Annotated in this window: 21 protein-coding genes and 1 pseudogene; all 22 read left to right on the plus strand. The window is 71.8% G+C overall.

The features are described from left to right. Nucleotides 1-8: 8 nt before the first annotated feature. The 22 genes and pseudogenes from ABEG17_RS14025 to rimM all read left to right on the plus strand — a co-directional run bounded on the left by ABEG17_RS14025 (nt 9) and on the right by rimM (nt 22,556). On the plus strand, nt 9-1,097 hold the full coding sequence (locus ABEG17_RS14025; protein WP_406830092.1) for a hypothetical protein: 1,089 nt from the start codon (nt 9-11) through the stop codon (nt 1,095-1,097). Next, nucleotides 1,094-1,924, plus strand: coding sequence for a phosphotransferase (locus ABEG17_RS14030; RefSeq protein WP_406830093.1), 831 nt, complete (start codon nt 1,094-1,096; stop codon nt 1,922-1,924). The genes ABEG17_RS14025 and ABEG17_RS14030 overlap by 4 nt, the downstream gene beginning before the upstream one ends. A 166-nt stretch (nt 1,925-2,090) precedes the next feature. Then, entirely contained in the window at nt 2,091-3,962 is a 1,872-nt protein-coding gene (locus tag ABEG17_RS14035; protein ID WP_406830094.1) for a tachylectin-related carbohydrate-binding protein, read from the plus strand. Nucleotides 3,963-4,019: 57 nt separating this feature from the next. After that, nucleotides 4,020-4,514 carry a hypothetical protein gene (locus ABEG17_RS14040; RefSeq protein WP_406830095.1) on the plus strand — a complete coding sequence of 165 codons (495 nt, stop codon included), beginning with the start codon at nt 4,020-4,022 and terminating at the stop codon, nt 4,512-4,514. Beyond that, nucleotides 4,511-5,434 carry a hypothetical protein gene (locus ABEG17_RS14045; protein WP_406830096.1) on the plus strand — a complete coding sequence of 308 codons (924 nt, stop codon included), beginning with the start codon at nt 4,511-4,513 and terminating at the stop codon, nt 5,432-5,434. The genes ABEG17_RS14040 and ABEG17_RS14045 overlap by 4 nt, the downstream gene beginning before the upstream one ends. 83 nt (nt 5,435-5,517) lie before the next feature. After that, nucleotides 5,518-6,966 (plus strand): ammonium transporter, encoded by a 1,449-nt coding sequence (locus ABEG17_RS14050; protein ID WP_406830097.1) that lies wholly within the window; start codon nt 5,518-5,520, stop codon nt 6,964-6,966. Then, complete coding sequence (locus ABEG17_RS14055; protein WP_406830098.1) at nt 6,963-7,301, plus strand: P-II family nitrogen regulator; 339 nt, start codon at nt 6,963-6,965, stop codon at nt 7,299-7,301. Before ABEG17_RS14050 ends, ABEG17_RS14055 begins: the two co-directional genes overlap by 4 nt. Before the next feature lie 134 nt (nt 7,302-7,435). After that, nucleotides 7,436-9,814: a [protein-PII] uridylyltransferase gene (locus ABEG17_RS14060; RefSeq protein ID WP_406830099.1), complete on the plus strand. Its 2,379-nt coding sequence runs from the start codon at nt 7,436-7,438 to the stop codon at nt 9,812-9,814. Nucleotides 9,815-9,862: 48 nt separating this feature from the next. Continuing rightward, the gene (gene ffh, locus ABEG17_RS14065) at nt 9,863-11,470 is read left to right on the plus strand and encodes a signal recognition particle protein (protein WP_406830100.1); all 1,608 of its coding nucleotides are present in this window, start codon (nt 9,863-9,865) and stop codon (nt 11,468-11,470) included. Beyond that, nucleotides 11,467-12,366, plus strand: coding sequence for an alpha/beta fold hydrolase (locus ABEG17_RS14070; RefSeq protein ID WP_406830101.1), 900 nt, complete (start codon nt 11,467-11,469; stop codon nt 12,364-12,366). Before ffh ends, ABEG17_RS14070 begins: the two co-directional genes overlap by 4 nt. Before the next feature lie 73 nt (nt 12,367-12,439). Continuing rightward, complete coding sequence (locus ABEG17_RS14075; RefSeq protein ID WP_406830102.1) at nt 12,440-13,831, plus strand: wax ester/triacylglycerol synthase domain-containing protein; 1,392 nt, start codon at nt 12,440-12,442, stop codon at nt 13,829-13,831. After that, complete coding sequence (locus tag ABEG17_RS14080; protein ID WP_406830103.1) at nt 13,803-14,888, plus strand: amidohydrolase family protein; 1,086 nt, start codon at nt 13,803-13,805, stop codon at nt 14,886-14,888. Before ABEG17_RS14075 ends, ABEG17_RS14080 begins: the two co-directional genes overlap by 29 nt. Before the next feature lie 173 nt (nt 14,889-15,061). Then, nucleotides 15,062-16,096, plus strand: a complete 1,035-nt coding sequence (locus tag ABEG17_RS14085; RefSeq protein WP_406830104.1) for a sulfate ABC transporter substrate-binding protein — start codon at nt 15,062-15,064, stop codon at nt 16,094-16,096. Between the two features lie 3 nt (nt 16,097-16,099). Then, complete coding sequence (gene cysT / locus ABEG17_RS14090; protein ID WP_406830105.1) at nt 16,100-16,990, plus strand: sulfate ABC transporter permease subunit CysT; 891 nt, start codon at nt 16,100-16,102, stop codon at nt 16,988-16,990. Further along, the gene (cysW, locus tag ABEG17_RS14095) at nt 16,987-17,796 is read left to right on the plus strand and encodes a sulfate ABC transporter permease subunit CysW (RefSeq protein ID WP_406830106.1); all 810 of its coding nucleotides are present in this window, start codon (nt 16,987-16,989) and stop codon (nt 17,794-17,796) included. The genes cysT and cysW overlap by 4 nt, the downstream gene beginning before the upstream one ends. Further along, nucleotides 17,793-18,446, plus strand: a pseudogene (locus ABEG17_RS14100) (sulfate/molybdate ABC transporter ATP-binding protein); the annotation flags it as partial. The gene cysW and the pseudogene ABEG17_RS14100, both read left to right, overlap by 4 nt. Before the next feature lie 30 nt (nt 18,447-18,476). After that, the gene (locus ABEG17_RS14105) at nt 18,477-18,803 is read left to right on the plus strand and encodes a TOBE-like domain-containing protein (RefSeq protein WP_406833209.1); all 327 of its coding nucleotides are present in this window, start codon (nt 18,477-18,479) and stop codon (nt 18,801-18,803) included. Nucleotides 18,804-18,916: 113 nt separating this feature from the next. Continuing rightward, nucleotides 18,917-19,390, plus strand: coding sequence for an RrF2 family transcriptional regulator (locus ABEG17_RS14110; RefSeq protein ID WP_406830107.1), 474 nt, complete (start codon nt 18,917-18,919; stop codon nt 19,388-19,390). After that, a complete protein-coding gene (locus tag ABEG17_RS14115; RefSeq protein ID WP_406830108.1) occupies nt 19,387-20,928 on the plus strand; it encodes an SDR family NAD(P)-dependent oxidoreductase in 1,542 nt (513 codons plus the stop codon). Before ABEG17_RS14110 ends, ABEG17_RS14115 begins: the two co-directional genes overlap by 4 nt. Before the next feature lie 220 nt (nt 20,929-21,148). After that, nucleotides 21,149-21,670 (plus strand): 30S ribosomal protein S16, encoded by a 522-nt coding sequence (gene rpsP, locus ABEG17_RS14120; protein ID WP_406830109.1) that lies wholly within the window; start codon nt 21,149-21,151, stop codon nt 21,668-21,670. Between the two features lie 2 nt (nt 21,671-21,672). Next, nucleotides 21,673-21,915: an RNA-binding protein gene (locus tag ABEG17_RS14125; RefSeq protein ID WP_406830110.1), complete on the plus strand. Its 243-nt coding sequence runs from the start codon at nt 21,673-21,675 to the stop codon at nt 21,913-21,915. Between the two features lie 92 nt (nt 21,916-22,007). Further along, nucleotides 22,008-22,556, plus strand: coding sequence for a ribosome maturation factor RimM (gene rimM, locus ABEG17_RS14130; protein ID WP_406830111.1), 549 nt, complete (start codon nt 22,008-22,010; stop codon nt 22,554-22,556). The last annotated feature ends 6 nt before the right edge of the window (nt 22,557-22,562 follow it).

Below are 22,562 nucleotides of genomic sequence, written 5' to 3' on the forward strand. Positions count from 1 at the left end.
TGCAAGGCGTGGGGATGCCTGGTCCGGGGACCTCTCGTCTGGGGGTGCACGGCCTACGCCTGCGTCGACCGCTTGCGGTCGCGATCCTCACCGCAGGCACGCTGGGTATGGCGTGGGCCGGCGCCACGTCCGCGGTCGCCGCCGCGACCGACTTCCGGATCCTCGACGACCGAGTGGCCGAGTCGTCGGGACTGGCCCTCAGCCGGGCCCACCCGCACACGGTCTGGACCGCCAACGACTCGGGTGACTCGGCGCGGATCTTCGCCGTCGACACGACCACCGGGCGCACCACCGGGGTGCACACCTTTGATGCACCGGTGGTCGACGTCGAGGCGCTGGCGATCACCCCGCAGGGCCGGGTGCTGGTCGCCGACGTCGGTGACAACTCGCGCAGTCGCCAGCGCGTGCGGGTCTTCTGGTTCGACGAGCCGGCGCTGGGGGACACCAGCGGGTCCTGGGCCTCCTGGGAGCTGGCCTACCCCGACGGCCCGCACGACGCCGAGTCCCTCGCGGTCGACCCGCACACCGGACGAGTCCTGGTCGTCACCAAGGGTGCTGCCGGAGCCGTCTACGCCCTTCCCGAGCACCCGAGTCGGCACGGCCTGAACCGCCTCGAGCGCCTCGCGGACGCCCCTGCAGTGGCGACCGACGCGGTGTTCCTCGCGGACGGGTCGGCGCTCGCCGTGCGCACCTACACCCAGCTCGTCCTGCTCGACCCGAAGACCTGGCGCCCGACCGTCTCGGCGTTCCTCCCGCTGCAACGCCAGGGGGAGACGATCGCGCTGGCGCCCGACGGCGACGGCCTGCTCGTCGGCACCGAAGGGCGGCGCTCCCCGGTGCAGGAGGTGCCCGTCCCCGTCGGCGCCACCGGGAAGGCCACCACCCCCACGGGTGCAGCGCCGACCCCGACAGCCACCCCGTCCGCCGGCACCGGCCCCGCTGCGTCGGCGACCTCGTCCTCCCGGCCGCACGCGACCTCGTCCTCCCGGCCGCGGGCCGACCGGGGCCAGCTCGTCGAGGGCCTCGGTGCCGCGGTGTCCCTCGTGCTGGTCGCCCTGCTGGCCACCTGGGTCGCCCGCCGGGCGGCTCGCCGGTGAGCGACTCCATGGCCATCCGTCCGCCCGCACACGGTGACGGCGAGGTCCTCAGCGGTGGCAACACCGGTCTGGTGGTCCGGGTCGATGACACCGTGCGTCGCCAGGTCGGCCACTGGACCCCGGCCGTGCACGCCCTGCTCGACCACCTCGAGGAGGTGGGCTTCGACGCGGCGCCGCGGGCGCTGCATACCGACGAGCAGGGCCGCGAGGTCCTCTCGTTCATCGAGGGCATTGTCGGGACCCTCGGGCCCCACCCGGTGCCTCCGGCGTTCCAGACGGTCGGCGCCTGCCGGGCGATCGGTGCGTGGATCCGCGCGTTCCACGACGCGCAGGAGGGGTTCGTCCCCGACCCGGACCTGCCCTGGCGCCTGGTCCCCGGCCGTGAGCCGGCGCCCGGTGAGGTCGTGGTCCACCACGACGTGGGCACCTACAACACCGTGCTGCGTGATGACGGGTCGTTCGCCGTCATCGACTTCGACTTCGCGGCCCCGGGCGACCCGGTCGAGGACCTCGCCTACGCGCTGTGGGCGTGGACGCCCCTGTGGGACGACCGCGAGGCAGCTCGCCGCGAGTTCGGCTCCGACGACCTGGAGGTGGCCAGGTCGCGGTTCGCCGCCCTGCTCGACGGGTACGGCGTCGACGACGACCAGCGCTCGCGCACACCGGCCGCGGTGCTCACCTGCATGACCGACCACGCGGATGCGCTCGAGGTCCTGGCCGACCGCGATCCGGCGTTCGCCGCCCTGGTCGAGCAGGGCACCCCGACCCGGGTCCGCCGTGACGCGGCATGGTTCCGCGCCCACCAGGACTGGTTCGCCGGTTCCTGACACAGGTCTTTGAGCTGGGCGCTGGAGAAGGTCGTGCGGTGAACCACCACAAACCCCCCACCGGGGGCTCTCCTGCCGTACCCTGCCGGAGCCGTGCGTACGAGGGGGGAGTGGGCCTCGTCAGCGGCTGACGACCGCAGACCATCACCAGGGGACCACCATGCGCATGACCACCACGAGCCGTCTTCGACGCGTCGCCGTCGCCGTCGCCGCACTCGTGGCGGCACTGGGCACGAGTCCCGCGGCGCCGGCTTCCGCCGCCGACACGGTGACGTGCGCTGCCAGCGCGCCGGTGCTGGCGGTGGACGGCGCCGGGGCTCTCTGGTCCTACGCGCTGGGCTCGCCTGCGTCGCCGGGGGCGGCCTTCACGGGCCGTATCAGGATCGGCACCGGCTGGAACGTGTACGGCACGGTGCTCGCGGCCGATGCGGGCTGGGTCTACGCGCTGAGCGGCAGCGGGATGTACCTCTACCACCGCACCTCCGCCGGCGTCTGGGACGTGCAGCGCCGACACTTCGGCTACCTCGCCGACTGGGCCCAGGCCTCGAGGGCGGGCCGGATCACGGTCGACCAGCGCGGGACCATCTTCGTACTCACCGACGCGGGTGCGGTCGAGGCCTACCGGTTCGACTCCGCGCACGAGGGACTGGTGCGGGTGCACGACCTGGTACTGGAGGCCGAATCCACGCGCAACCTCGTCGTGGCCGCCGGCGACGGCGTGCTCTACCTGCGGCGCTCGAACGGCGAGCTCGACCGGGTCCGATACGAGGCCACCAGCGACCGGATCCTGTCGGTCTCGCGCAGGGTCGGTTCTGGGTGGGGCGCCTTCTCCCGCATCACCTCACCCGGCGGCGACGTGCTGCTGGCCACGCGGCCGGACGGCCGGATGATCCACTACCGCTACCGGGAGGACACCCGGACGTGGGTGGTCAGTGGCCACCAGGTCGGCACCGGGTGGCACACGCTGAGGCAGGTCTCGGCAGGCAGCAGCTCGTGTCGCCTCACCACGTCGTTCGTCCCATCTCCCGTCACCCCGATGGCCTGGAGGACCGATCGACCCGGCGTCGTGACGGTGCGGACGTCCCGCGACATCGACGCCGTCACCCCCGACCCGGGCACAGGTCTGACGTGGGCCCGGTTCGACGCGGTCTCGGGTGGGATGCAGCAGGCGCACCTGCTGTTCGAGGCCAGCAACCTCGTCGGGACGCCGTCCCTGACCCGCCTGCAGGACGACCGGTTGTCGGTCCTCACCACGACGTCGAGTTCGACGATGTACGGTGCGCTGCAGCGGCCGGGGGTGTTCGGCCTAGCGCCTGCAACCGACGAAGGCGGCCGGATGGCCACCTCACCGACCTCTGCCGTGCTGGGGAAGAACGCCTTCCACTTCGCGGTCGACCCCGAAGGCCGGCTGTGGGTCAAGAAGCAGCTGCTCACGTCTGGGGAGTTCCTCCCGTGGCGCCCAGCCGGGTTGTCCGGCCTTCGTCCGGTCAGCGTCTCCGCCTGGGAGAGGGGGGACGGCACGGTCCGGCTCGCGGTGGTCGCCTCCGACGGCCGGCTGCGGCTGGGCACCTACGACGGCACCTCGATCACGGGGCTGACCACCCTGGCCACCGGGGTCGAGGGGCGTCCCGACGTCCTGCCGTACCCGGGATGGGACAGCGCCGTGGTCGCCCACCGCGTCGCCGACGGGCGCGTCCGCGTGGGCATGGTGGCGCTGACGGCCAACGGTCGGTCCGCGCCGTGGGTGACCCTCGGGCCTATCTCCGGCGACCCGAGCCTGGGCTTTGCTGGCAACGGCAGCAGCTTCGTGCAGGTGCGGGGTCAGAGCGACGACGTGCTGGTGAGCAGCGAGTCCGGGCCCCGAGCAGCGGACTGGGAGACGTGGCGGACCTCGACCCTCACCCCGGGCGAGGTGTCTGACCCCGAGGTCGTCACCGACTTCACGTACAGCTCGCAGGTCAGCGACGGGACGCTGACGGTCCGCGCCGGTTACACGCAGAACGGCCACCACCAGATCGAGGCGGCCTGGCGTCGCTGACTTGCGACCGCTGTTCCTGCCGGTGCTGACCCAGAGGGTCGGGCAATGGTGCGCGCCATGACGGGTGACGCCGCGGCATACCCTGTGGACGTGGAACCGGCGGTCGTGCGACTGGGTGCCGCCGCGAAGTCGTGGCGGACCGTCGTCGTCCTCGCGCTCGCCGTGCTGTTCTGCGCGGGCTCGCTCGTCGGCGACGACCCGTGGTGGCCGTTCAGCCCGTGGCGGATGTTCTCCACGTCGCAGGCCGCGACGGGGTCAGTGATCTCCACCGGCATCGAGGTGCAGACCGCCGCCGCACCCGGCACCTGGGTCGACGCCCCGCTCACGCCGGAGAACACCGGCCTCAACCGCGCCGAGATCGAGGGCCGCATCCCGCAGATCACCGCGCACCCCGACCGGCTCGGCACCCTGGCCCGCAGCCACGCCGAGCTGCGGCCGAAGGCCCCCGGCTGGACCGCGCTGCGCGTCGTCCGTCGCCAGATCGTCGTCGTCGACCGCAAGCCCACCGGTGAGGTCCGCACCCAGGTCCTCGCGCAGTGGGAGGCGCGATGAACCGCCTGAGCGGGTGGCTGTTCACCCCGATGCCGCTGGCGCGCGTGGCCGTGCTGCGCCTGCTCGTCTTCGCCTTCGTCGTCGTCGACGTCCTGCTCCTGCACACCTCCGGCTGGTACCACGGCTACGCCGACCCGGTCTGGTACGAGCCCCTGGTCATGGGCCGGGTGCTGCACCTCCCCGCCGCGACCGTCCTGCTCGTGGAGACGCTCAAGTGGGGCTGTGTCGCCGCGGCGATGGCGGCGATGACCGGGCGCGCACCCCGGCTGCTCGGCTGGGCGGTGGCCATCGGCTGGGTCTGGTACCAGTACGTGGCCTTCTCCTACGGCAAGGTCGACCACGACCGGGCCGACTTCGTCGTGGCGCTCGCCCTGCTGCCGACCGTGGGGCTGGCGCACCTGTCGGACCAGCGGCGCAGCGAGGCCGCCGGGTTCGCCCTGCGGGCCATCCAGCTCGCGGCCGTCGCGACCTACTTCCTGTCGGCCTGGGCCAAGATCCGCTTCGGCGGCTGGGACTGGGTCAACTCCGCCACCATGGTGCGGGCCGTCGTCCGCCGCGGCACCCCGATGGCGCAGTGGCTGCTGGAGGTGCCGTGGACGCTGCACTGGTTCCAGTGGGTGCTGTTCACCGCCGAGCTCACCTCGCCGGTGATCTTCCTGCTGTCCGAGCGCTGGCGTCGCCGGGTCGTCGCCGGCTGGTTCGTCTTCCACGCGATGACGTATGCCGCGATCACCATCGCGTTCTGGCCGCACCTGGTGATGATGCTCGCCTTCCTGCCCCTCGAGCAGTATGCCGCGTGGCTGCGCGACCGCTGGGGCCGCAGCGGACCGACGCGGCCCAGCCCGCCCGCTGAGGAGCGTCCGGACGCGCAGCCGGCCGCTGGTCCCACGATGCGAGACGTTGACCATTCGGTTACCTGATGCTTACGGATCTGCGACGCCGCTAACACAGGCGTAACAAACGACGGACCTCGGCGAAATCCGCCGACGGCATGGTTCTCCGCATGAGCGCTATTACCTTCGTGACGGCCGACACGCCGTTCACCGACAGCGGGAACACCGCCTGGGTCCTTGCTGCGGCGGCCCTGGTGCTGTTCATGACACCGGGCCTGGCCCTCTTCTACGGAGGCATGGTTCGGACCAAGAGCGTGCTGAACATGATGATGATGAGCTTCATCACCATGGGCACGGTCGGCACAGTGTGGATCCTCTGGGGTTACAGCGAGACCTTCGGCCCCGACCTGGGCGGCGGACTGCTGGGCAACCCCTTCACCCACTTCGGACTCAAGGGAGTTCTGGACCAGATCTACGGCTACGTCCCTGCTGACGCTGCCGCCGGCACCGCTGCCGCAGGTGGCATCCCGGCCCCGGCCTTCGTGGCCTTCCAGGTCGTCTTCGCCATCATCGCGGTGGCGCTCGTCTCCGGTGCGATCGCCGATCGCGCCAAGTTCACGGCCTGGACGGTCTTCACCGTCGTGTGGTCGACCGTCGTCTACTTCCCCGCCGCCCACTGGGTGTTCGCGTTCAGCGGCTATGCCGCGGAGACGGGCGGTTGGATCGCCAACAAGGCGGACGGGCTGCTGTTCGGCGGTGCCGCTGCCTACGACTTCGCGGGTGGAACCGCGATCCACATCAACGCCGGTGCTGCCGGCCTCGCCCTGGCGATCGTGCTGGGCAAGCGCATCGGGTTCGCCAAGGAGCCGATGCGTCCGCACAACCTGACGCTCGTCATGATCGGTGCCGGCATCCTGTGGTTCGGCTGGTTCGGCTTCAACGCCGGCTCCGCCCTCGGCGCCGGGACGCAGGCCGCCGGTGTGTGGGTCAACACGCTCGCCGCCACCTGCACCGCCATGCTCGGCTGGCTGGTCGTGGAGAAGGTGCGGGACGGTCACCCGACGTCCCTCGGCGCGGCCTCCGGCGTGGTCGCCGGCCTCGTCGCCATCACCCCCGCGTGTGCGACGGTCTCGCCGATCGGTGCCCTCATCGTCGGCCTGGTGGCCGGTGCGGGCTGTGCGCTCGCCGTCGGCCTCAAGTTCCGGTTCGGGTTCGACGACAGCCTCGACGTCGTGGGTGTCCACCTCGTCGGTGGCCTCATCGGCACCCTGCTCATCGGCCTGCTGGCCACCAAGGGCAGCCCGACCGGCGCCGCCGGCCTGGACGTCAACGAGGGCCTCTTCTACGGCGGCGGGCTCTCCCAGCTCGGCGCGCAGGCGACCGGTGCCTTCGTGGTCCTCATCTTCTCGTTCGTCATGACCTACCTGATCGGGCTGGCCATCCACAAGACGATGGGCTTCCGTGTCGACGAGGTCCAGGAGTCCCAGGGCGTCGACCTGTCCGAGCACGCTGAGAGCGCCTACGACCTCAGCGGCCTGTCGGGTGGACGGTTCGGCTCCTCTGGCGCAATCTCGACCACAGCGCCCAGCGCCAAGACCCACGAGGGAGCAAAGGCATGAAGCTCGTCACCGCCATCATCAAGCCGCACCAGCTCGACGAGGTGAAGGAGGCCCTCGAGGCCTACGGAATCTCCGGGATGACCGTCAGCGAGGCGTCCGGCTACGGCCGCCAGCGCGGCCACAGCGAGGTCTACCGCGGAGCGGAGTACACCGTCGACTTCGTGCCGAAGGTCCGCGTCGAGGTCCTCGTCGACGACATCGACGCAGGGTCGGTCGCCGAGGTCATCCTCAAGTCGGCCCAGACGGGCCGGATCGGCGACGGCAAGATCTGGACCGTCCCCGTCGACGACGTCGTGCGGGTCCGCACCGGCGAACGCGGCGTGGACGCGCTCTGACCGCAACCGCTCGAGAAGGCCGACACCCGGGACGACCACGTCCCGGGTGTCGGCTCTTCTGCGCGCCCCAGCGCTAACACGGCCGTAACACGGGTGCGCACTGCGCGAAACGACGAAAGGGCACAGTTGCTGACATGACGATCGACCAGACCGACCTGGCGGCTCGCCGCCTGGACCTGGCCGGTGCTCGGGGCTTCGACGCCCCCGGTGCCGGTCAGGTGCGCCGCGACGCGATCGCGACCCTGACCAGGGACTGGCTGACCACCGTGTGGCAGGAGGCCCTGCGGGGCCGTCGCAGCGAAGGAGTGGCACTGGCGGCGGTCGGCAGCCTGGCCCGCGGTGATGCCGGCCCGCTCAGCGACGTCGACCTCGTCCTGCTGCACTACGGCCGTTCCCTGTCCGGGGAGGACCTGCGCGGCCTGGCGGACCGCATCTGGTACCCCGTCTGGGACGCCGGAGTGCGCCTGGACCACTCGGTGCGGACCGTCAACCAGTGCCGCACCGTGGCCTCGGGCGACCTGACCGCTGCGGTCGGCCTGCTGGACCTGCAGTGCGTCGCGGGTGACGCCGAGGTCGTCACGGCCGCCAGGTCCACCGTGTCGCACGACTGGCGGGCCAACGCCCGCCGCCGTCTCCCGCAGCTCATCGACGGGCTCAAGGCGCGGCACGCCCGCCACGGCGACCTCGCCCAGAGCCTCGAGGCGGACCTCAAGGAGGCGCACGGCGGCCTGCGCGACATGACCGTCCTCAACGCGCTGGTCGCGGCCTGGCTCACCGACCGCCCGCACGAGACCGTCGATGCGGCGCACCGGGTCCTCCTCGACGTCCGGGATGCCGTGCACGTCGTCACCGGCAAGGGCCGTGACCGTCTCACCCGGGAGGACCACGACGCGGTCGCCGCCCTGCTCGGGCACGCCGACGCCGACGACATGCTCACCCAGGTCGCGACCGCCGGCCGCACCATCGCCTACGCCCTCGACGGGACGGTACGGCGCGCCGGCCAGTCCCAGCGTGCCCGCACCCTGCGCGTCGGTCCCCGTCGACCGCAGCTCAACCCGCTCGGCTTCGGCATGTTCGAGCACGACGGCGAGGTCGTCCTCGGGCCGCGCAGCACCCTGTCCACCGACGCGTTGCTGCCGTTGCGCGCTGCGGTCGTCGCGGCCCGCAACAACCTCCCGATCGCCCCCACCACGCTGGCCAACCTCGCCGGCCAGCCGCCCACGCTCGCGGAGCCCTGGCCGGAGATCGCCCGCGACCTGTTCGCGGACCTGCTCGCCACGGGCCCCGGCCTGATCGGGGTCTGGGAGGGCCTGGACCAGGCCGGGATCGTCGACCGCTGGCTGCCCGAGTGGGCCGCCGTTCGCTCGCGCCCGCAACGCAGCGCCGTGCACCGCCACACCGTCGACCGCCACCTCATCGAGACCGTGGTCCTGGCCGGCGGGCTCGTGCGCGGGGTGAGCAGGGCCGACCTGCTGCTGCTCGCCGCCCTGCTGCACGACATCGGCAAGGTGCCGGGCGCCCACGACCACTCCGCGACCGGCGCGCCGCTCGCCCGCGCGATCGCCACCCGGCTGGGCTACCCGGCCGCCGACGTCGACATCGTGACGACCCTCGTGCGCGAGCACCTCACCCTCATCGACCTCGCCACCCGTCGCGACCACCAGGATCCCGGCACCGTCACCGCGGCCCGCGAGGCGGTCGGTGGCTCGCGGGAGGTCTTCGACCTCCTCGTCGCCCTCACCGAGGCCGACGCCTCAGCCGCCGGGCCGCAGGCCTGGACCGACTGGCGCGCCACCCTGCTGCGCCAGCTCGCCGACGCCGCCCGCACCGGGTGGGAGGAAGGAACCATGCCACCGCCCGCAGAGAGCACGACCGTCGAGGCGGCGGACCTCGAGTCCGTCGCGGCGGGGGAGCCCCGTGTCATCGTCCGGCCGCAGGGCGGCTCCTACCGCATCGACGTCTTCGACCGGGACCGGCTGGGACTGTTCGCCGACACCGCGGGCCTGCTCGCGGCATACGGGCTGGTCGTCCGCACCGCGATCCTGCGCACCGTCGACGGGGTCGCTGCCAACGAGTGGCACGTGGAGAGCCCGAGCACCGAGCCCCCGGAGGAGCAGCGCATCGTCCGCGGCCTCGAGCGGCTCGCGCAGGGGGACCGCGGGCCCCTCGGCCTGCTCGACCGCCGGCGCCAGTTCGCGGCCCGGCCGAGCTCGCAGGCCGGCACCGGGTCGCCGGGCCAGGCCCGCGCGCTGGTCGTGCCGCACGCCTCAGACGAGGCGACGGTCATCGAGGTGCGGGCCCAGGACCGCCCGGGGCTGCTCCACGAGCTCGGTATGGGGTTCGCCAAGGCCGGTCTGTCGGTGCGGTCCGCGCACATCGCGACGTACGCCGGGCAGACGCTCGACACGTTCTACGTCACCGAGTTCGGCGGACGGCTGCTGCCGCCGGCCAAGGTGGCGCAGACGGTGGCCATGGTCATCGACATCTGCGACGGCGCCCCGGCCGGCTCGTGATGGTGACCGTGTCGGTGCAGGCCCCCGTGACCGATTAGTCTGAGGGCCGTGTTCACGTCTCTCTCCGATCGCCTGACCGCCACCTTCAAGAACCTCCGGGGGAAGGGGCGGCTGTCCGAGTCGGATGTCAACGCCACCGTGCGCGACATCCGGCTGGCCCTGCTCGACGCCGACGTCTCGCTGCCCGTGGTGAAGCAGTTCACCTCGGCAGTGCGTGAGCGGGCGCTCGGCGCAGAGGTCTCCGGCGCCCTGAACCCGGGCCAGCAGGTCGTCAAGATCGTCAACGAGGAGCTCGTCGGCATCCTCGGCGGGCAGACGCGCACCATCGCGTTCGCGAAGAACCCGCCCACCGTCATCATGCTCGCGGGACTGCAGGGTGCCGGCAAGACCACCCTGGCCGGCAAGCTCGCGCGCTGGCTCAAGGAGCAGGGGCACACCCCGATCCTCGTCGCTGCCGACCTGCAGCGCCCCAACGCCGTCACCCAGCTCGAGGTCGTCGGCGAGCGAGCCGGCGTCCCGGTCTACGCGCCCGAGCGCGGCAACATCGGCGGCCACGACGCCGTCGGGCCGACGGGGGAGGGCACCCGCTCGTTCGGTGACCCGGTCGGTGTCTCACGCGCCGGCATCGAGCACGCGCGCCGCAACCAGCACGACGTGGTCATCGTCGACACCGCCGGACGCCTCGCGGTCGACGCCAACCTCATGCAGCAGGCCGCCGACATCCGCACGGCGATCTCGCCCGACGAGGTCCTGTTCGTCATCGACGCGATGATCGGCCAGGCCGCGGTCGACACCGCGCTCGCGTTCCAGGAGGGCGTCGACTTCACCGGTGTCGTCCTGTCCAAGCTCGACGGTGACGCCCGTGGTGGTGCGGCCCTGTCGGTCGCGTCCGTCACCGGTCGCCCGATCATGTTCGCCAGCACCGGCGAGGGTGTGAAGGACTTCGAGGTCTTCCACCCCGACCGGATGGCCTCGCGGATCCTCGACATGGGTGACGTGCTCACCCTCATCGAGCAGGCGGAGAAGGCGTTCGACGCCCGCCAGCAGGCGGAGATGCAGCGCAAGTTCCTCGCCGAGGAGGACTTCACCTTCGACGACTTCCTCGATCAGATGGCTGCCCTGAAGAAGATGGGCGGACTGAAGTCGATGCTCGGCATGATGCCGGGCATGGGCCAGATGAAGGCCCAGCTCGACAACCTCGACCCGCGCGAGTTCGACCGCATCGAGGCCATGGTCCGCTCGATGACGCCGTTCGAGCGCACCCACTCCAAGCAGATCAACGGCTCGCGCCGGCTGCGCATCGCCAAGGGTTCGGGCACCACCGTGACCGAGGTCAACGGCCTGCTGGAGCGCTTCACCGAGGCGCAGAAGATGATGAAGCAGCTCGCCCGCGGCGGTGGCATCCCCGGCATGCCGGGCATCCCCGGTATGGGTGGCGGTGCGGGCAAGCGCGGCAAGCAGCAGCCCCAGCGCAAGAAGTCCAAGTCCGGCAACCCCGCCAAGCGCGCCGCCGACGAGCGCGCTGCGGCGGAGAAGGCCAAGGCCGTCAAGACCGGCGGGGGCTCGGCGTTCGGGTCGGGTGCTGCCGGGAGCGCGCCCGCCGACATCGACCCCACCCAGCTGCCGGCGGGCTTCGAGAAGTTCCTCGGCAGGTGAGCGTCGGCGCTGCGCCGCCGTCCGAGCCGGTGTCGTCGCCCGAGCCGGTGTCGTCGCCCGAGCCCGTGTCGACGGTGCAGGCACCGTCGCTGCACACCCTGTCGGTCGGCACCGCCGGCCCGCGGGTCGCGTTCCTGCACGGCCTGTTCGGGCAGGGTCGGAACTGGTCCCAGGTCGCCAAGGCCCTCGCGGGCCCAGAGGGTGACGGTGCCAGGTCGACGCTCGTCGACCTGCCCGACCACGGGCGCTCGCCGTGGGGCACGGAGTTCTCCCTCGCTGCATACGCCGACGCGGTCGCCGCCACGCTGCGCGGCATCGACGCGGACGCGCGCTGGATGGTCGTCGGGCACTCGCTCGGCGGCAAGACCGCGATGCTCCTGGCGCTGCAGCACCCCGACCTGGTCGCGCGACTCGTCGTCGTCGACATCGCGCCGAAGTCCTACGGCAGCCTCGACCGGTTCAGCGGCTACATCGCCGAGATGGAACGGCTGCCGCTGGGAGAGCTGACCAGCAGGGCCGATGCCGAGGCGCGGTTCGAGGAGCCCAACCCGGGCGTCAAGGCGTTCCTCATGCAGAACCTGCGGCGCGACGGCGACACCTGGCGCTGGCAGGCGAACCTCGGCCTCTTCTCCGCGGACGCGGCCAAGGGGACCGGCTCGCTCATCGCCGACTGGCCCGCGCTCGCCGGTGACCTGCCCCCCTACGAGGGGCCGGTGCTCTGGGTCGCGGGGTCGGAGTCGGAGTACATCCAGGACGAGGACCTGCCCGCGATGCAGGCGCTCTTCCCCAAGGTGCGCCAGCTGACCGTCAAGGGCGCCTCGCACTGGGTGCACACGGACGCGCCCCAGGTGGTCGTCGAGGCCCTTCGTCGTTTCGTCGCACCCCTGAACGGCTGACGGCAGCCGCCCGGGGCGGCGGGGAGGGACCTTCGTCATACCCGGGACCGGCCGCGCCTGACAGCGTGCAGGCATGGCGATCGACAGGGCCAGTCCTGACGACATGATGGCGCTCGCGTCCGATCGTGGTGCCGTCGTACCCCTGCAGATCGGGGTCCTGCTCCAGCTGGACCCCGAGCACGGCGTGGCCGCGTCCCGGATGCTCGACGTCCTCGGTCGACGCGCTGCGGCAGTGCCGCGGCTGCGGCAGCTCCTCGCGCCGACACCGGTGGGCTGCGGTCGCCCGATCTGGGTCGAGGACCGCGACTTCACGCCTGGACGTCACCTCGACACGCTGGCCGTCCGGCCGTTCGAGCCCCGGGTCGGGGACCACGCAGCTCCCGAGGACCCTTGCCTGGACGCCCTCGCAGCCCTGGTCCTGGACCGGCTCCCACGCGACCGTCCACCGTGGCGGGCCCGGGTCCTGCTCGACCCCAGCGGCGCCGCGGTGGCGGTCGCGGTCGTGCTGCACCACGTCCTGGCCGACGGGGTGGGTGGGCTGGCCCTCCTCGCGGCGCTCCTCGACCCGACCCCCTCGGCGGCAGGGAGGCCATCGGGCAGGGGCGAAGAGGTGGGAGCTGACCGTCCCACCCCTCGAGCGCTTGCTCGCGACGCCTGGTCCGAACGGAGGCGGGCCGTGGCCGCGCTTCCCGCGTTCCTCGTCAGGCTGCGACGGGGAGCGAGGGAGCTGGGGTTGGGCACCCCGCACCGGGTCCCACCCACGAGCCTGCTCGCCCCGACGGGTGCGCGTCGCCGGGTCGACGTCGTCGACGTCCCGCTGGCTGCGGTGGTCGAGGCAGGCAGGCGCGACGGTGCCACCGTCAATGACGAGGTGCTCGTGGCTGTTGCCGGGGCCCTCGGCCGGCTGCTGGCCTCGCGCGGGGAGTCCCTCGACCAGCTCGTGGTCTCCGTCCCGGTGTCCGGGCGGCCTGCAGGTCGCGGTGGTGAGCTGGGCAACGCCGTGGGAGTCCTCCCCGTGCGGATTCGTCTTGACGGCGACCGGCGCTCGCGGCTCGCCGACGTGCGCGCCCAGCGCAGGCGGCTGCCCGCCGGAGCCGGGCGCGGCAGCTCCGTGAGGCTGATGTCACCGGTGTTTCGAGCTCTCGCGTCGGTCGGGCTGTTCCAGCTCTTCATCGGCCACCAGCGGCTCGTGCACACCTTCGAGACGAACGTCCGCGGTCCCTCCGGGCCGCTGTCCCTGGCGGGCGCGACCGTCCGCAGGGCGGTGCCCGTCGCGGTCAACCCCGGGAACGTCACGGTGTCCTTCGACGTGCTGTCCGCGGCCGGCCGGCTCGTCGTCAGCATCGTCAGCGACCCGGACCGAGTGCCGGACCACGAGGTGCTCCGCTCCGCGCTGCGGGATGAGCTCACCCGCGAGTCGCCGTTAGGGTCCTGCCATGGCAACGGTGCTGCACCTGCAGGGTGAGATCCTCGTCGGCCCGCAGGACGTGCGTCCCGAGGCCTGGGTGGTCGGTGGACGACTGACCTTCGAGCGGCCCACCGCCGCCGGGAGCGACGTCCAGACGCTGCGTGGCTGGGTGCTGCCCGGGCTGGTCGACGCGCACTGCCACGTCGGGCTCGACGCCCACGGCGCGGTCGACGACCAGACCGCCGAGGCCCAGGCGCTCGCCGACCGCGAGGCCGGGACGCTGCTCATCCGCGACGCCGGCTCGCCGGCGGACACGCGGTGGATCGACCAGCGCGACGACCTGCCCAAGATCATCCGCGCGGGTCGGCACATCGCCCGCACCCGCCGCTACATCCGCAACTTCGCCCACGAGGTCGAGCCCGACCAGCTCGTCGAGCGGGTGCGCCTCGAGGCGAAGGCCGGCGACGGCTGGGTCAAGCTCGTCGGGGACTGGATCGACCGCGACACCGGGGACCTGTCGACCTGCTGGCCCGTCGACGTCCTCACCGACGCCATCGCCGTTGCTCACGAGGAGGGCGCGCGCGTCACCGCGCACTGCTTCGGTGAGGCCTCGCTGTACGACTTCGCCGCCGCCGGCACCGACTGCATCGAGCACGCCACCGGGCTCGAGCCCGAGACCATCGCGCAGTTCGCGGAGCAGCAGATCGCGATCGTCCCGACCCTGGTCAACATCGCGACGTTCCCGGCCATCGCCGAGCCGGCCAAGGAGAAGTTCCCCGACTACCACCGGCGCATGATCGCCCTGCACGAGCGTCGCTACGACACCATCGGCGCGGCCCGCGACGCAGGCATCCCCATCTACCTCGGCACCGACGCCGGTGGCTCGCTGCGCCACGGCCTCGTGGCCGACGAGGCGCACGAGCTCACCAAGGCGGGGCTCAGCAACGCCGAGGCCCTGTATGCCGCCACCTGGGGCGCGCGGTCGTGGCTGGGGCGCCCGGGGCTGGAGGAGGGCGCCGACGCGGACCTGGTCGTCTACGCCGCCGATCCCCGCCGGGAGATCCGCGCACTCGCGGCGCCCGAGCACGTCGTGCTGCGCGGCACCGAGGTCTGAGCGCGCCATACCGGTGTGCACGGTCGGTCCCAGCACATCCACGATGCGAGACATAAGCACACGTTATTTGACCGATAACGCGACGCTATCCAAAATCCTAGGTGTCACATAGGAGATCACCCGCCCACGGCAGGTGGCCACGGCCAGCCCGGCTGGCGCCGAAGGAGCCCACGATGAACCGTCACCCCCGCCTCGCCCTGGCCGCCGTCGCGACCGTCGGTGCGATGGTGATGACGGCGTGTGCGGGCGGAGGCGCGAGCGACACCGTCGGGGCGTCGGCCGCTGCCGCGGGCACGGCCACCAGCACGATCGACCTCTACGCCTACGCCGTGCCGAAGGTGGGCTACGACAAGCTGATCCCCGCGTTCAACGCGACCGCGGCCGGCAAGGGAGTGCAGTTCCAGCAGTCGTACGGCGCGTCCGGCGACCAGTCGCGCAAGGTTGCCGCGGGTGCCTCGGCCGACTTCGTGAACTTCTCGGTCGAGCCCGACATCACCCGCCTCGTCGACGCCGGCCTGGTCGACAAGGACTGGAACGCGGGCCGGTACAAGGGGATCCCGTTCGGTTCGGTCGTCACGATCGTCGTCCGCAAGGGCAACCCCAAGGGAATCAAGGACTGGGACGACCTGCTGAAGCCCGGCATCGAGGTCGTCACCCCCAACCCGTTCAGCTCGGGGAGCGCCAAGTGGAACCTCCTTGCCCCGTATGCCGCGAAGAGCGACGGCGGCAAGAACCCGGCCGCGGGACTCGCCTACATCTCCAAGCTCGTGGGTGACCACGTCAAGGTGCAGCCGAAGTCGGGACGCGAGGCGACCGAGACGTTCCTGCAGGGGACCGGCGACGTGCTGCTGAGCTATGAGAACGAGGCGCTGTTCGCCGAGCGCAGCGGCGACCCGGTGCAGCACGTGACGCCGCCGACGACGTTCAAGATCGAGAACCCCACCGCCGTGATCAAGACGAGCACAAACCTCGCCAAGGCCAAGGCGTTCAACGACTTCCTCTTCACCCCGCCGGCGCAGAAGCTCTGGGCGCAGGCCGGGTTCCGCCCCGTGGACCCGACGGTGGCCAAGGAGTTCGCGGCCGACTTCCCGGCGCCCCAGAAGCTCTGGACCATCGACGACCTCGGTGGGTGGAAGACGGTCGACGGGACCTTGTTCAAGAAGGAGACCGGCTCCATCGCGCTCATCTACGACAAGGCGACGTCCTGACCCATGACGACGACGCTCACCCCTCGTACGGGCGCAGGCAGGGACGACACCGACGTGTCGTCCCTGTCGGCGCGCCCGGCCACGACGCGCTCCGGACTGACCAGCCGCGTCGGCCGCCCTCTCGGGATCGGCCTGGTCGGCCTGTGGCTCAGCATCATCGTCCTGCTGCCGCTGGCGGCGCTGACCGTCACGTCGTTCCAGGAGGGCTGGTCGGGGTTCTGGGACGCCGTCACCGCACCGGTCGCCCTGGCCTCCCTGCGCGTCACGGTCGGCGTCTCGGTGGTCGTCGCCCTCGTCAACGCCGTCATGGGCACCCTCATCGCGTGGGTCCTGGTGCGGGACGACTTCCGGGGCAAGCGCGTCGTGAACGCCCTGATCGACCTGCCGTTCGCGCTGCCGACCATCGTCGCCAGCATCGTCCTGCTGTCCCTCTACGGCCCGAACAGCCCGGTCGGCGTCCACCTCAACGCCACCCAGCCCGGCCTGCTCGTTGCGCTGGCCTTCGTGACGCTGCCCTTCGTCGTGCGCTCGGTGCAGCCGGTGCTCATCGAGGCCGACCGTGAGGTGGAGGAGGCGGCCGCATCCCTGGGTGCGTCGAGCTGGACGACCTTCCGCCGCGTCGTGCTGCCGACCCTGGCCCCGGCCGTCATCAGCGGTACCGGGCTCGCGTTCGCCCGCGCCATCGGCGAGTACGGCTCGGTCGTCCTCATCGGCGGCAACATCCCGCGCCGGACGCAGGTCGCCTCGCAGTACATCCAGCAGCAGATCGAGATCGACCGGCCGGTCAACGCGGCCGCGGTCTCGGTGGTCCTGCTGGCCATCGCGTTCGTGACCCTGTTCGTCCTGCGGGTCGCCGCCGGGCGCAGCCAGCGCCGTGAAGAGGATTCGGCGTGAAGACCTCGACCGCCGCCCGGCTCAGCCTGCGCACCGTCGCCCTGGGCTACCTCGTCCTGCTCATCGGCGTGCCCATCGTCCTCATCCTGTGGCGCACCTTCGGTGAGGGGGCAGGCGCCTTCCTCGCCTCCATCCGCACGCCTGCGGCGATCTCCGCCCTCAACCTCTCGCTGCTCATCGTCGCCATCACCGTTCCCCTCAACGTCGTCTTCGGCGTCAGCACGGCACTGGCCCTGGTCCGCGGGCGGTTCCGGGGGCGCGGGCTGATCCAGGCGGTGGTGGACCTGCCGTTCGCGGTGTCGCCGATCGTCGTCGGCGTCTCGCTGATCCTGCTGTGGGGCTCGTCCGGGTGGTTCGGTGGCATCGAGAACAACCTCGGCATCCGCGTCATCTTCGGACTGCCCGGCATGGTCATCGCGACGATCTTCGTGACGCTGCCGTTCGTCGTCCGCGAGGTCGAGCCGGTCCTGCACGAGATCGGCACCGAGCAGGAGCAGGCGGCCTCGACCCTCGGCGCCAGCTCGGCCCAGACGTTCTGGCGGATCACCCTGCCGGCGATCCGGTGGGGCCTCACGTACGGCGTGGTGCTGACGATCGCCCGCGCGCTCGGGGAGTTCGGCGCCGTGATCATGGTCAGCTCGGGCTTCCCCGGGGTGTCCCAGACCCTGACGCTGCTCGTCCACTCGCGCTACATCGACGACCACAACACGTATGGCGCGTACGCGGCGGCGACGCTGCTCATGGCACTCGCCGTCCTCACCCTGCTGCTGATGACCCTGCTCGACCGCAAGAGGAGCACCACATGATCACCGTGACCGGAGCCCGCAAGAACTACGGCGACTTCGCCGCCCTCGACGACGTGACGCTCGACATCCCGGCGGGGACGCTCACCGCCCTCCTCGGTCCGAGCGGGTCCGGCAAGTCGACGCTGCTGCGATCCATCGCCGGGCTCGAGCGGCTCGACGCCGGCTCCATCGTCATCGGTGGCCGGGATGTCACCGGGGTCGCGCCGCAGAAGCGGGGGATCGGGTTCGTGTTCCAGCACTACGCGGCCTTCAAGCACATGACGGTGCGCGACAACGTGGCCTTCGGGCTGAGCATCCGCAAGCGCCCCAAGACCGAGATCGCGAAGAAGGTCGACGATCTGCTCGAGATCGTCGGCCTCGACGGGTTCCAGCACCGCTATCCCGCCCAGCTCTCCGGCGGCCAGCGCCAGCGCATGGCCCTGGCGCGGGCGCTTGCCGTCGACCCGGAGGTGCTGCTGCTCGACGAGCCCTTCGGCGCGCTCGACGCCAAGGTGCGCGCCGACCTGCGCCAGTGGCTGCGCCGCCTGCACGACGAGGTCCACGTGACCACGGTGCTGGTCACCCACGACCAGGAGGAGGCGCTCGACGTCGCCGACCGGATCGCCGTCCTGAACAAAGGGCGCATCGAGCAGGTCGGCGACCCGGTGTCGTTGTACGACCGCCCGGCCAACGACTTCGTCATGTCGTTCCTCGGCTCGGTCGCCCGCCTCGGCGGCCAGCTGGTGCGGCCGCACGACATCGCCATCGAACGGAGCCGCGAGCGGGCCCTGGCCGCCGACGCCGCCGTCGGCAGCTCGGCCGGGGTCGTGGAGGCCGTCGTCGAGCGCGTGGTGCGGCTCGGGTTCGAGGTGCGCATCGACCTGCGGGCCGACTCCGGGCAGCGGTTCGCGGCTCAGGTCACGCGAGCGCAGGCCGACGCCCTGGACCTGCGCGACGGCGAGACCGTCTACGCGCGCGCCGTCCAGGGTCCCGACGCCTACGAGCTGGAGCCTGCCCTCGCCATCTGACGCGCGCACCCCCGAGGCAGCGACGTGCAGTGGCCCGCGACGGTGGGGCAGCTGAGCAGGCCGGCCCCGACGCGCGAAGCCCACTGCACGTCATACCGACGCGGTGCGACACAATGCGCAGCGTGGACATCTCGGCGCGCACGGAGTACGCCGTCCGGGCGATGCTCATCCTCGCCGAGGCCGCGACCACCTCGGCCGGGCCGGTGAGCGTGGAGACGCTGGCGTACCGGCAGACGCTGCCCCGCAAGTTCCTGGAGGCGATCGTGGCGGACCTGAGGACCGCGGGGCTGGTCAAGAGCACCCGCGGGGCCCGCGGCGGCTACGCCCTGACCCGCGAGCCGCGCGACATCAACCTCGGTGACGTCTTCCGGGCCGTGGACGGGCCGCTCGCCGAGGTGCGTGGCCTGCGCCCGCACGAGACGAGGTATGACGGCGTGGCCGAGCACCTGCCCACGGTGTGGGTCGCCGTGCGGGCCAGCCTGAGGTCGGTCCTGGACGAGACGAGCCTCGCCGACGTGCTGTCCGGCGAGCTCCCCGAGCGGGTCTCGGCGCTCGCCGACGACCCCGACGCCTGGCGCAGCCGATGAGCCACACCAGCCCCGAGCAGGCGTCGGACGCGCCATACCCCTCCCTGGAGCAGATCGACCCCGCCGACCTGGCCACCGCGCTCAAGGTGCTCGAGCTGCTGCCCGAGCTCGATGCCGGCCACCCCGACATCGAGACCATCAAGCGGGCGACCGGGCGGATGTACAAGCGCGTGCGCAAATCGCGCCGCCGCGCAGCCGCGCGTCCGGCGGTCGAGCACGACGAAGCCGTGATCGCGCTGACCGCGACCGGGTCGCCGATGCGGATCGACGACGAGACCAACGGCATCCCGCTCGTGTCGAGCGTCCGCGGCGCCCACGCCGGCGAGCTGATGAATCCGCGCAACTGCTACATCTGCAAGGCCGAGTACACCCTGGTCGACGCGTTCTACCACTGGCTGTGCCCCGACTGCGCCGAGCTGAGCCACGCCAAGCGCGACCAGCGCACCGACCTCACGGGACGACGCGCTCTGCTCACCGGGGGGCGCGCGAAGATCGGGATGTACATCGCGCTGCGCCTGCTGCGCGACGGCGCGCACCTGACCATCACGACGCGGTTCCCACGCGACGCCGCGAGACGTTTTGCGGCGCAGGAGGACTCGTCCGACTGGATCCATCGGCTCAAGGTCGTCGGCATCGACCTGCGTGACCCCACCCAGGTCGTCGCCCTGGCCGACGAGGTCGCCGCGGCCGGCCCGCTCGACATCCTCATCAACAACGCCGCACAGACCGTCCGGCGCTCGCCGGGGTCCTACGGACACCTCGTCGACGGCGAGAACGCACCGCTGCCGCAGGGCATCGACCTTCCGGAGCTCGTGACGTTCGACCGCATCAGCGAGGCGCACCCGGCCAACCTCATCGGCACCCTGCGCGAGCACCAGGTCGCCCACCACGATGGGGAGTCGCCCGAGCACGCCGAGCAGGTGCTCGCCGAACGCTCCGCCGCCTCTATGACGGCGATGGCGCTCTCGGCCGGCCACGCCAGCCTCGACGCACACCTCGCCGGGACGGCCCTCGACGCGGGCGGACTGCTGCCCGACACCCAGGTCAACAACTCCTGGACCCAGAAGGTCGAGGAGGTGGACCCCCTCGAGCTGCTCGAGGTGCAGCTCTGCAACGCCACGGCTCCGTTCATCCTCGTCTCCCGGCTCCGTCCGGCGATGCGGGCAGCCGTCGCAGCCGGGGCGCGCCGGGCTTACGTCGTCAACGTGTCGGCCATGGAGGGCCAGTTCTCGCGCCGTTACAAGGGCGCCGGCCACCCGCACACCAACATGGCCAAGGCCGCGCTCAACATGCTCACCCGGACCAGCGCGGGGGAGATGTTCGAGACCGACCGGATCCTCATGACCGCGGTCGACACCGGCTGGATCACCGACGAGCGCCCCCACCACGAGAAGCTGCGCATCGCGGCCGAGGGGTGGCACGCTCCGCTCGACCTCGTCGACGGCGCGGCCCGCGTCTACGACCCGATCGTGCGCGGCGAAGCGGGCGAGGACGTCTACGGCTGCTTCGTCAAGGACTACCAGCCCAGCCCGTGGTGAAGCGCGGCTGAAAGCTCGTGGTCGGGGGCATCCCCGGCCATCTGGCAGAATGGGCGGCTGTACCCGTCCAGGCACAGGCCCCTCGTATGGCGCGGAGCACCGCTTCGTCCACCGCACCGGGCCTCCTGGCTCTGGAACGCCTACACCGGGTTCCGGCTCCCCGCGCGAATCGTGCGCGGTCTCGCCGTGCTCACAACACGAACAAGGAGACACCACCACCGTGGCCGTCAAGATCCGTCTGAAGCGCATGGGCAAGATCCGTGCACCGTTCTACCGCGTCGTCGTCATGGACTCGCGCGCCAAGCGCGATGGCCGTGCCATCGAGGAGATCGGCAAGTACCACCCCACCGAGGAGCCCTCGCTCATCGACATCAACTCGGAGCGTGCGCAGTACTGGCTGGGCCAGGGCGCGCAGCCCACCGAGGCCGTCGCCGCCCTGCTCAAGGTCACCGGTGACTGGCAGAAGTACAAGGGCGAGCCCGGCACCGAGGGCACCCTCAAGGTCAAGGCCCCCAAGACGTCCAAGAAGGACCTGTACGAGGCTGCCATCGCCGCCGCGGGCAAGGCCGACACGGGCAGCGACTCCGCCACCACGGCCAAGAAGAAGGCCGCGAAGAAGGCTGACGAGCCCAAGGCCGACGAGGCCAAGGTCGAGGAGCCCAAGGTCGAGGAGCCCAAGGCTGACGAGGCTGCGACCGCGGAGGCCCCGGCCGCCGAGGCCGACGCCACGGACAAGGCCTGACCGTGCTGGACGAGGCGCTCGAGCACCTCGTGAAGGGCATCGTCGACCACAAGGACGAGGTTGCCGTTCGCCGCAAGGAGCTCCGCCGCGGTGAGGTGCTCGAGGTGCGGGTGCACCCCGAGGACCTCGGGCGCGTGATCGGTCGTTCCGGCCGGACCGCGAGCGCCCTGCGCACCGTCATGGGTGCGCTGGCCGGCGGTCACACCGTCCGGGTCGACATCGTCGACACCGACAAGGACCGCTGACCGCACCGACAACCGGTCGTTCCGAGGGCCGCTGGGATCACCATCCCGGCGGCCCTCGGCATGTCACCACCCACCCTGAGAGGATCGTGGCCATGCCCGCCACCGACCAGCTGCTCGTCGCCCGCATCGGCAAGCCCCACGGCCTGCGCGGTGAGGTCACCGTGCAGGCGCACACCGACGACCCCGAGCGCCGGTTCGTTCCCGGTGTCGTCTTCACGACCGAGGCCCCTGCCGGGTCCGGTGTCCCACGGTCGCTGACCCTGTCGACCGCCCGCCTGCACCAGAAGGTCTGGCTGCTCGGCTTCGACCAGATCCCCGACCGGACCGGCGCCGAGGGCCTGCGTGGCACCCGCCTGTTCGTGGCCCTCGGTGACGTCATCGACGAGGTGGACGACGACGAGGACGGCTGGTACGAGGACGAGCTCGTCGGCCTCGCGGTCGTCAACACGGCCGGTGCGACCCTCGGCGAGGTGGCCGGCCTGGAGACAGGGGTCGCCCAGGACCTCCTCGTCGTCACGCTCGCGAGTGGTCGCCAGGCCCTGGTGCCGTTCGTCGACGAGATCGTCCCCGAGGTCGACGTCGAGGCCGGCCGCGTCGTGATCGACCCCCCGCCCGGCCTGCTCGAGCTCGCCGACGAGTGACCGCCT

This window comes from Pedococcus sp. KACC 23699, from assembly GCF_045348425.1.
Classification (GTDB): Bacteria; Actinomycetota; Actinomycetes; order Actinomycetales; family Dermatophilaceae; genus Pedococcus.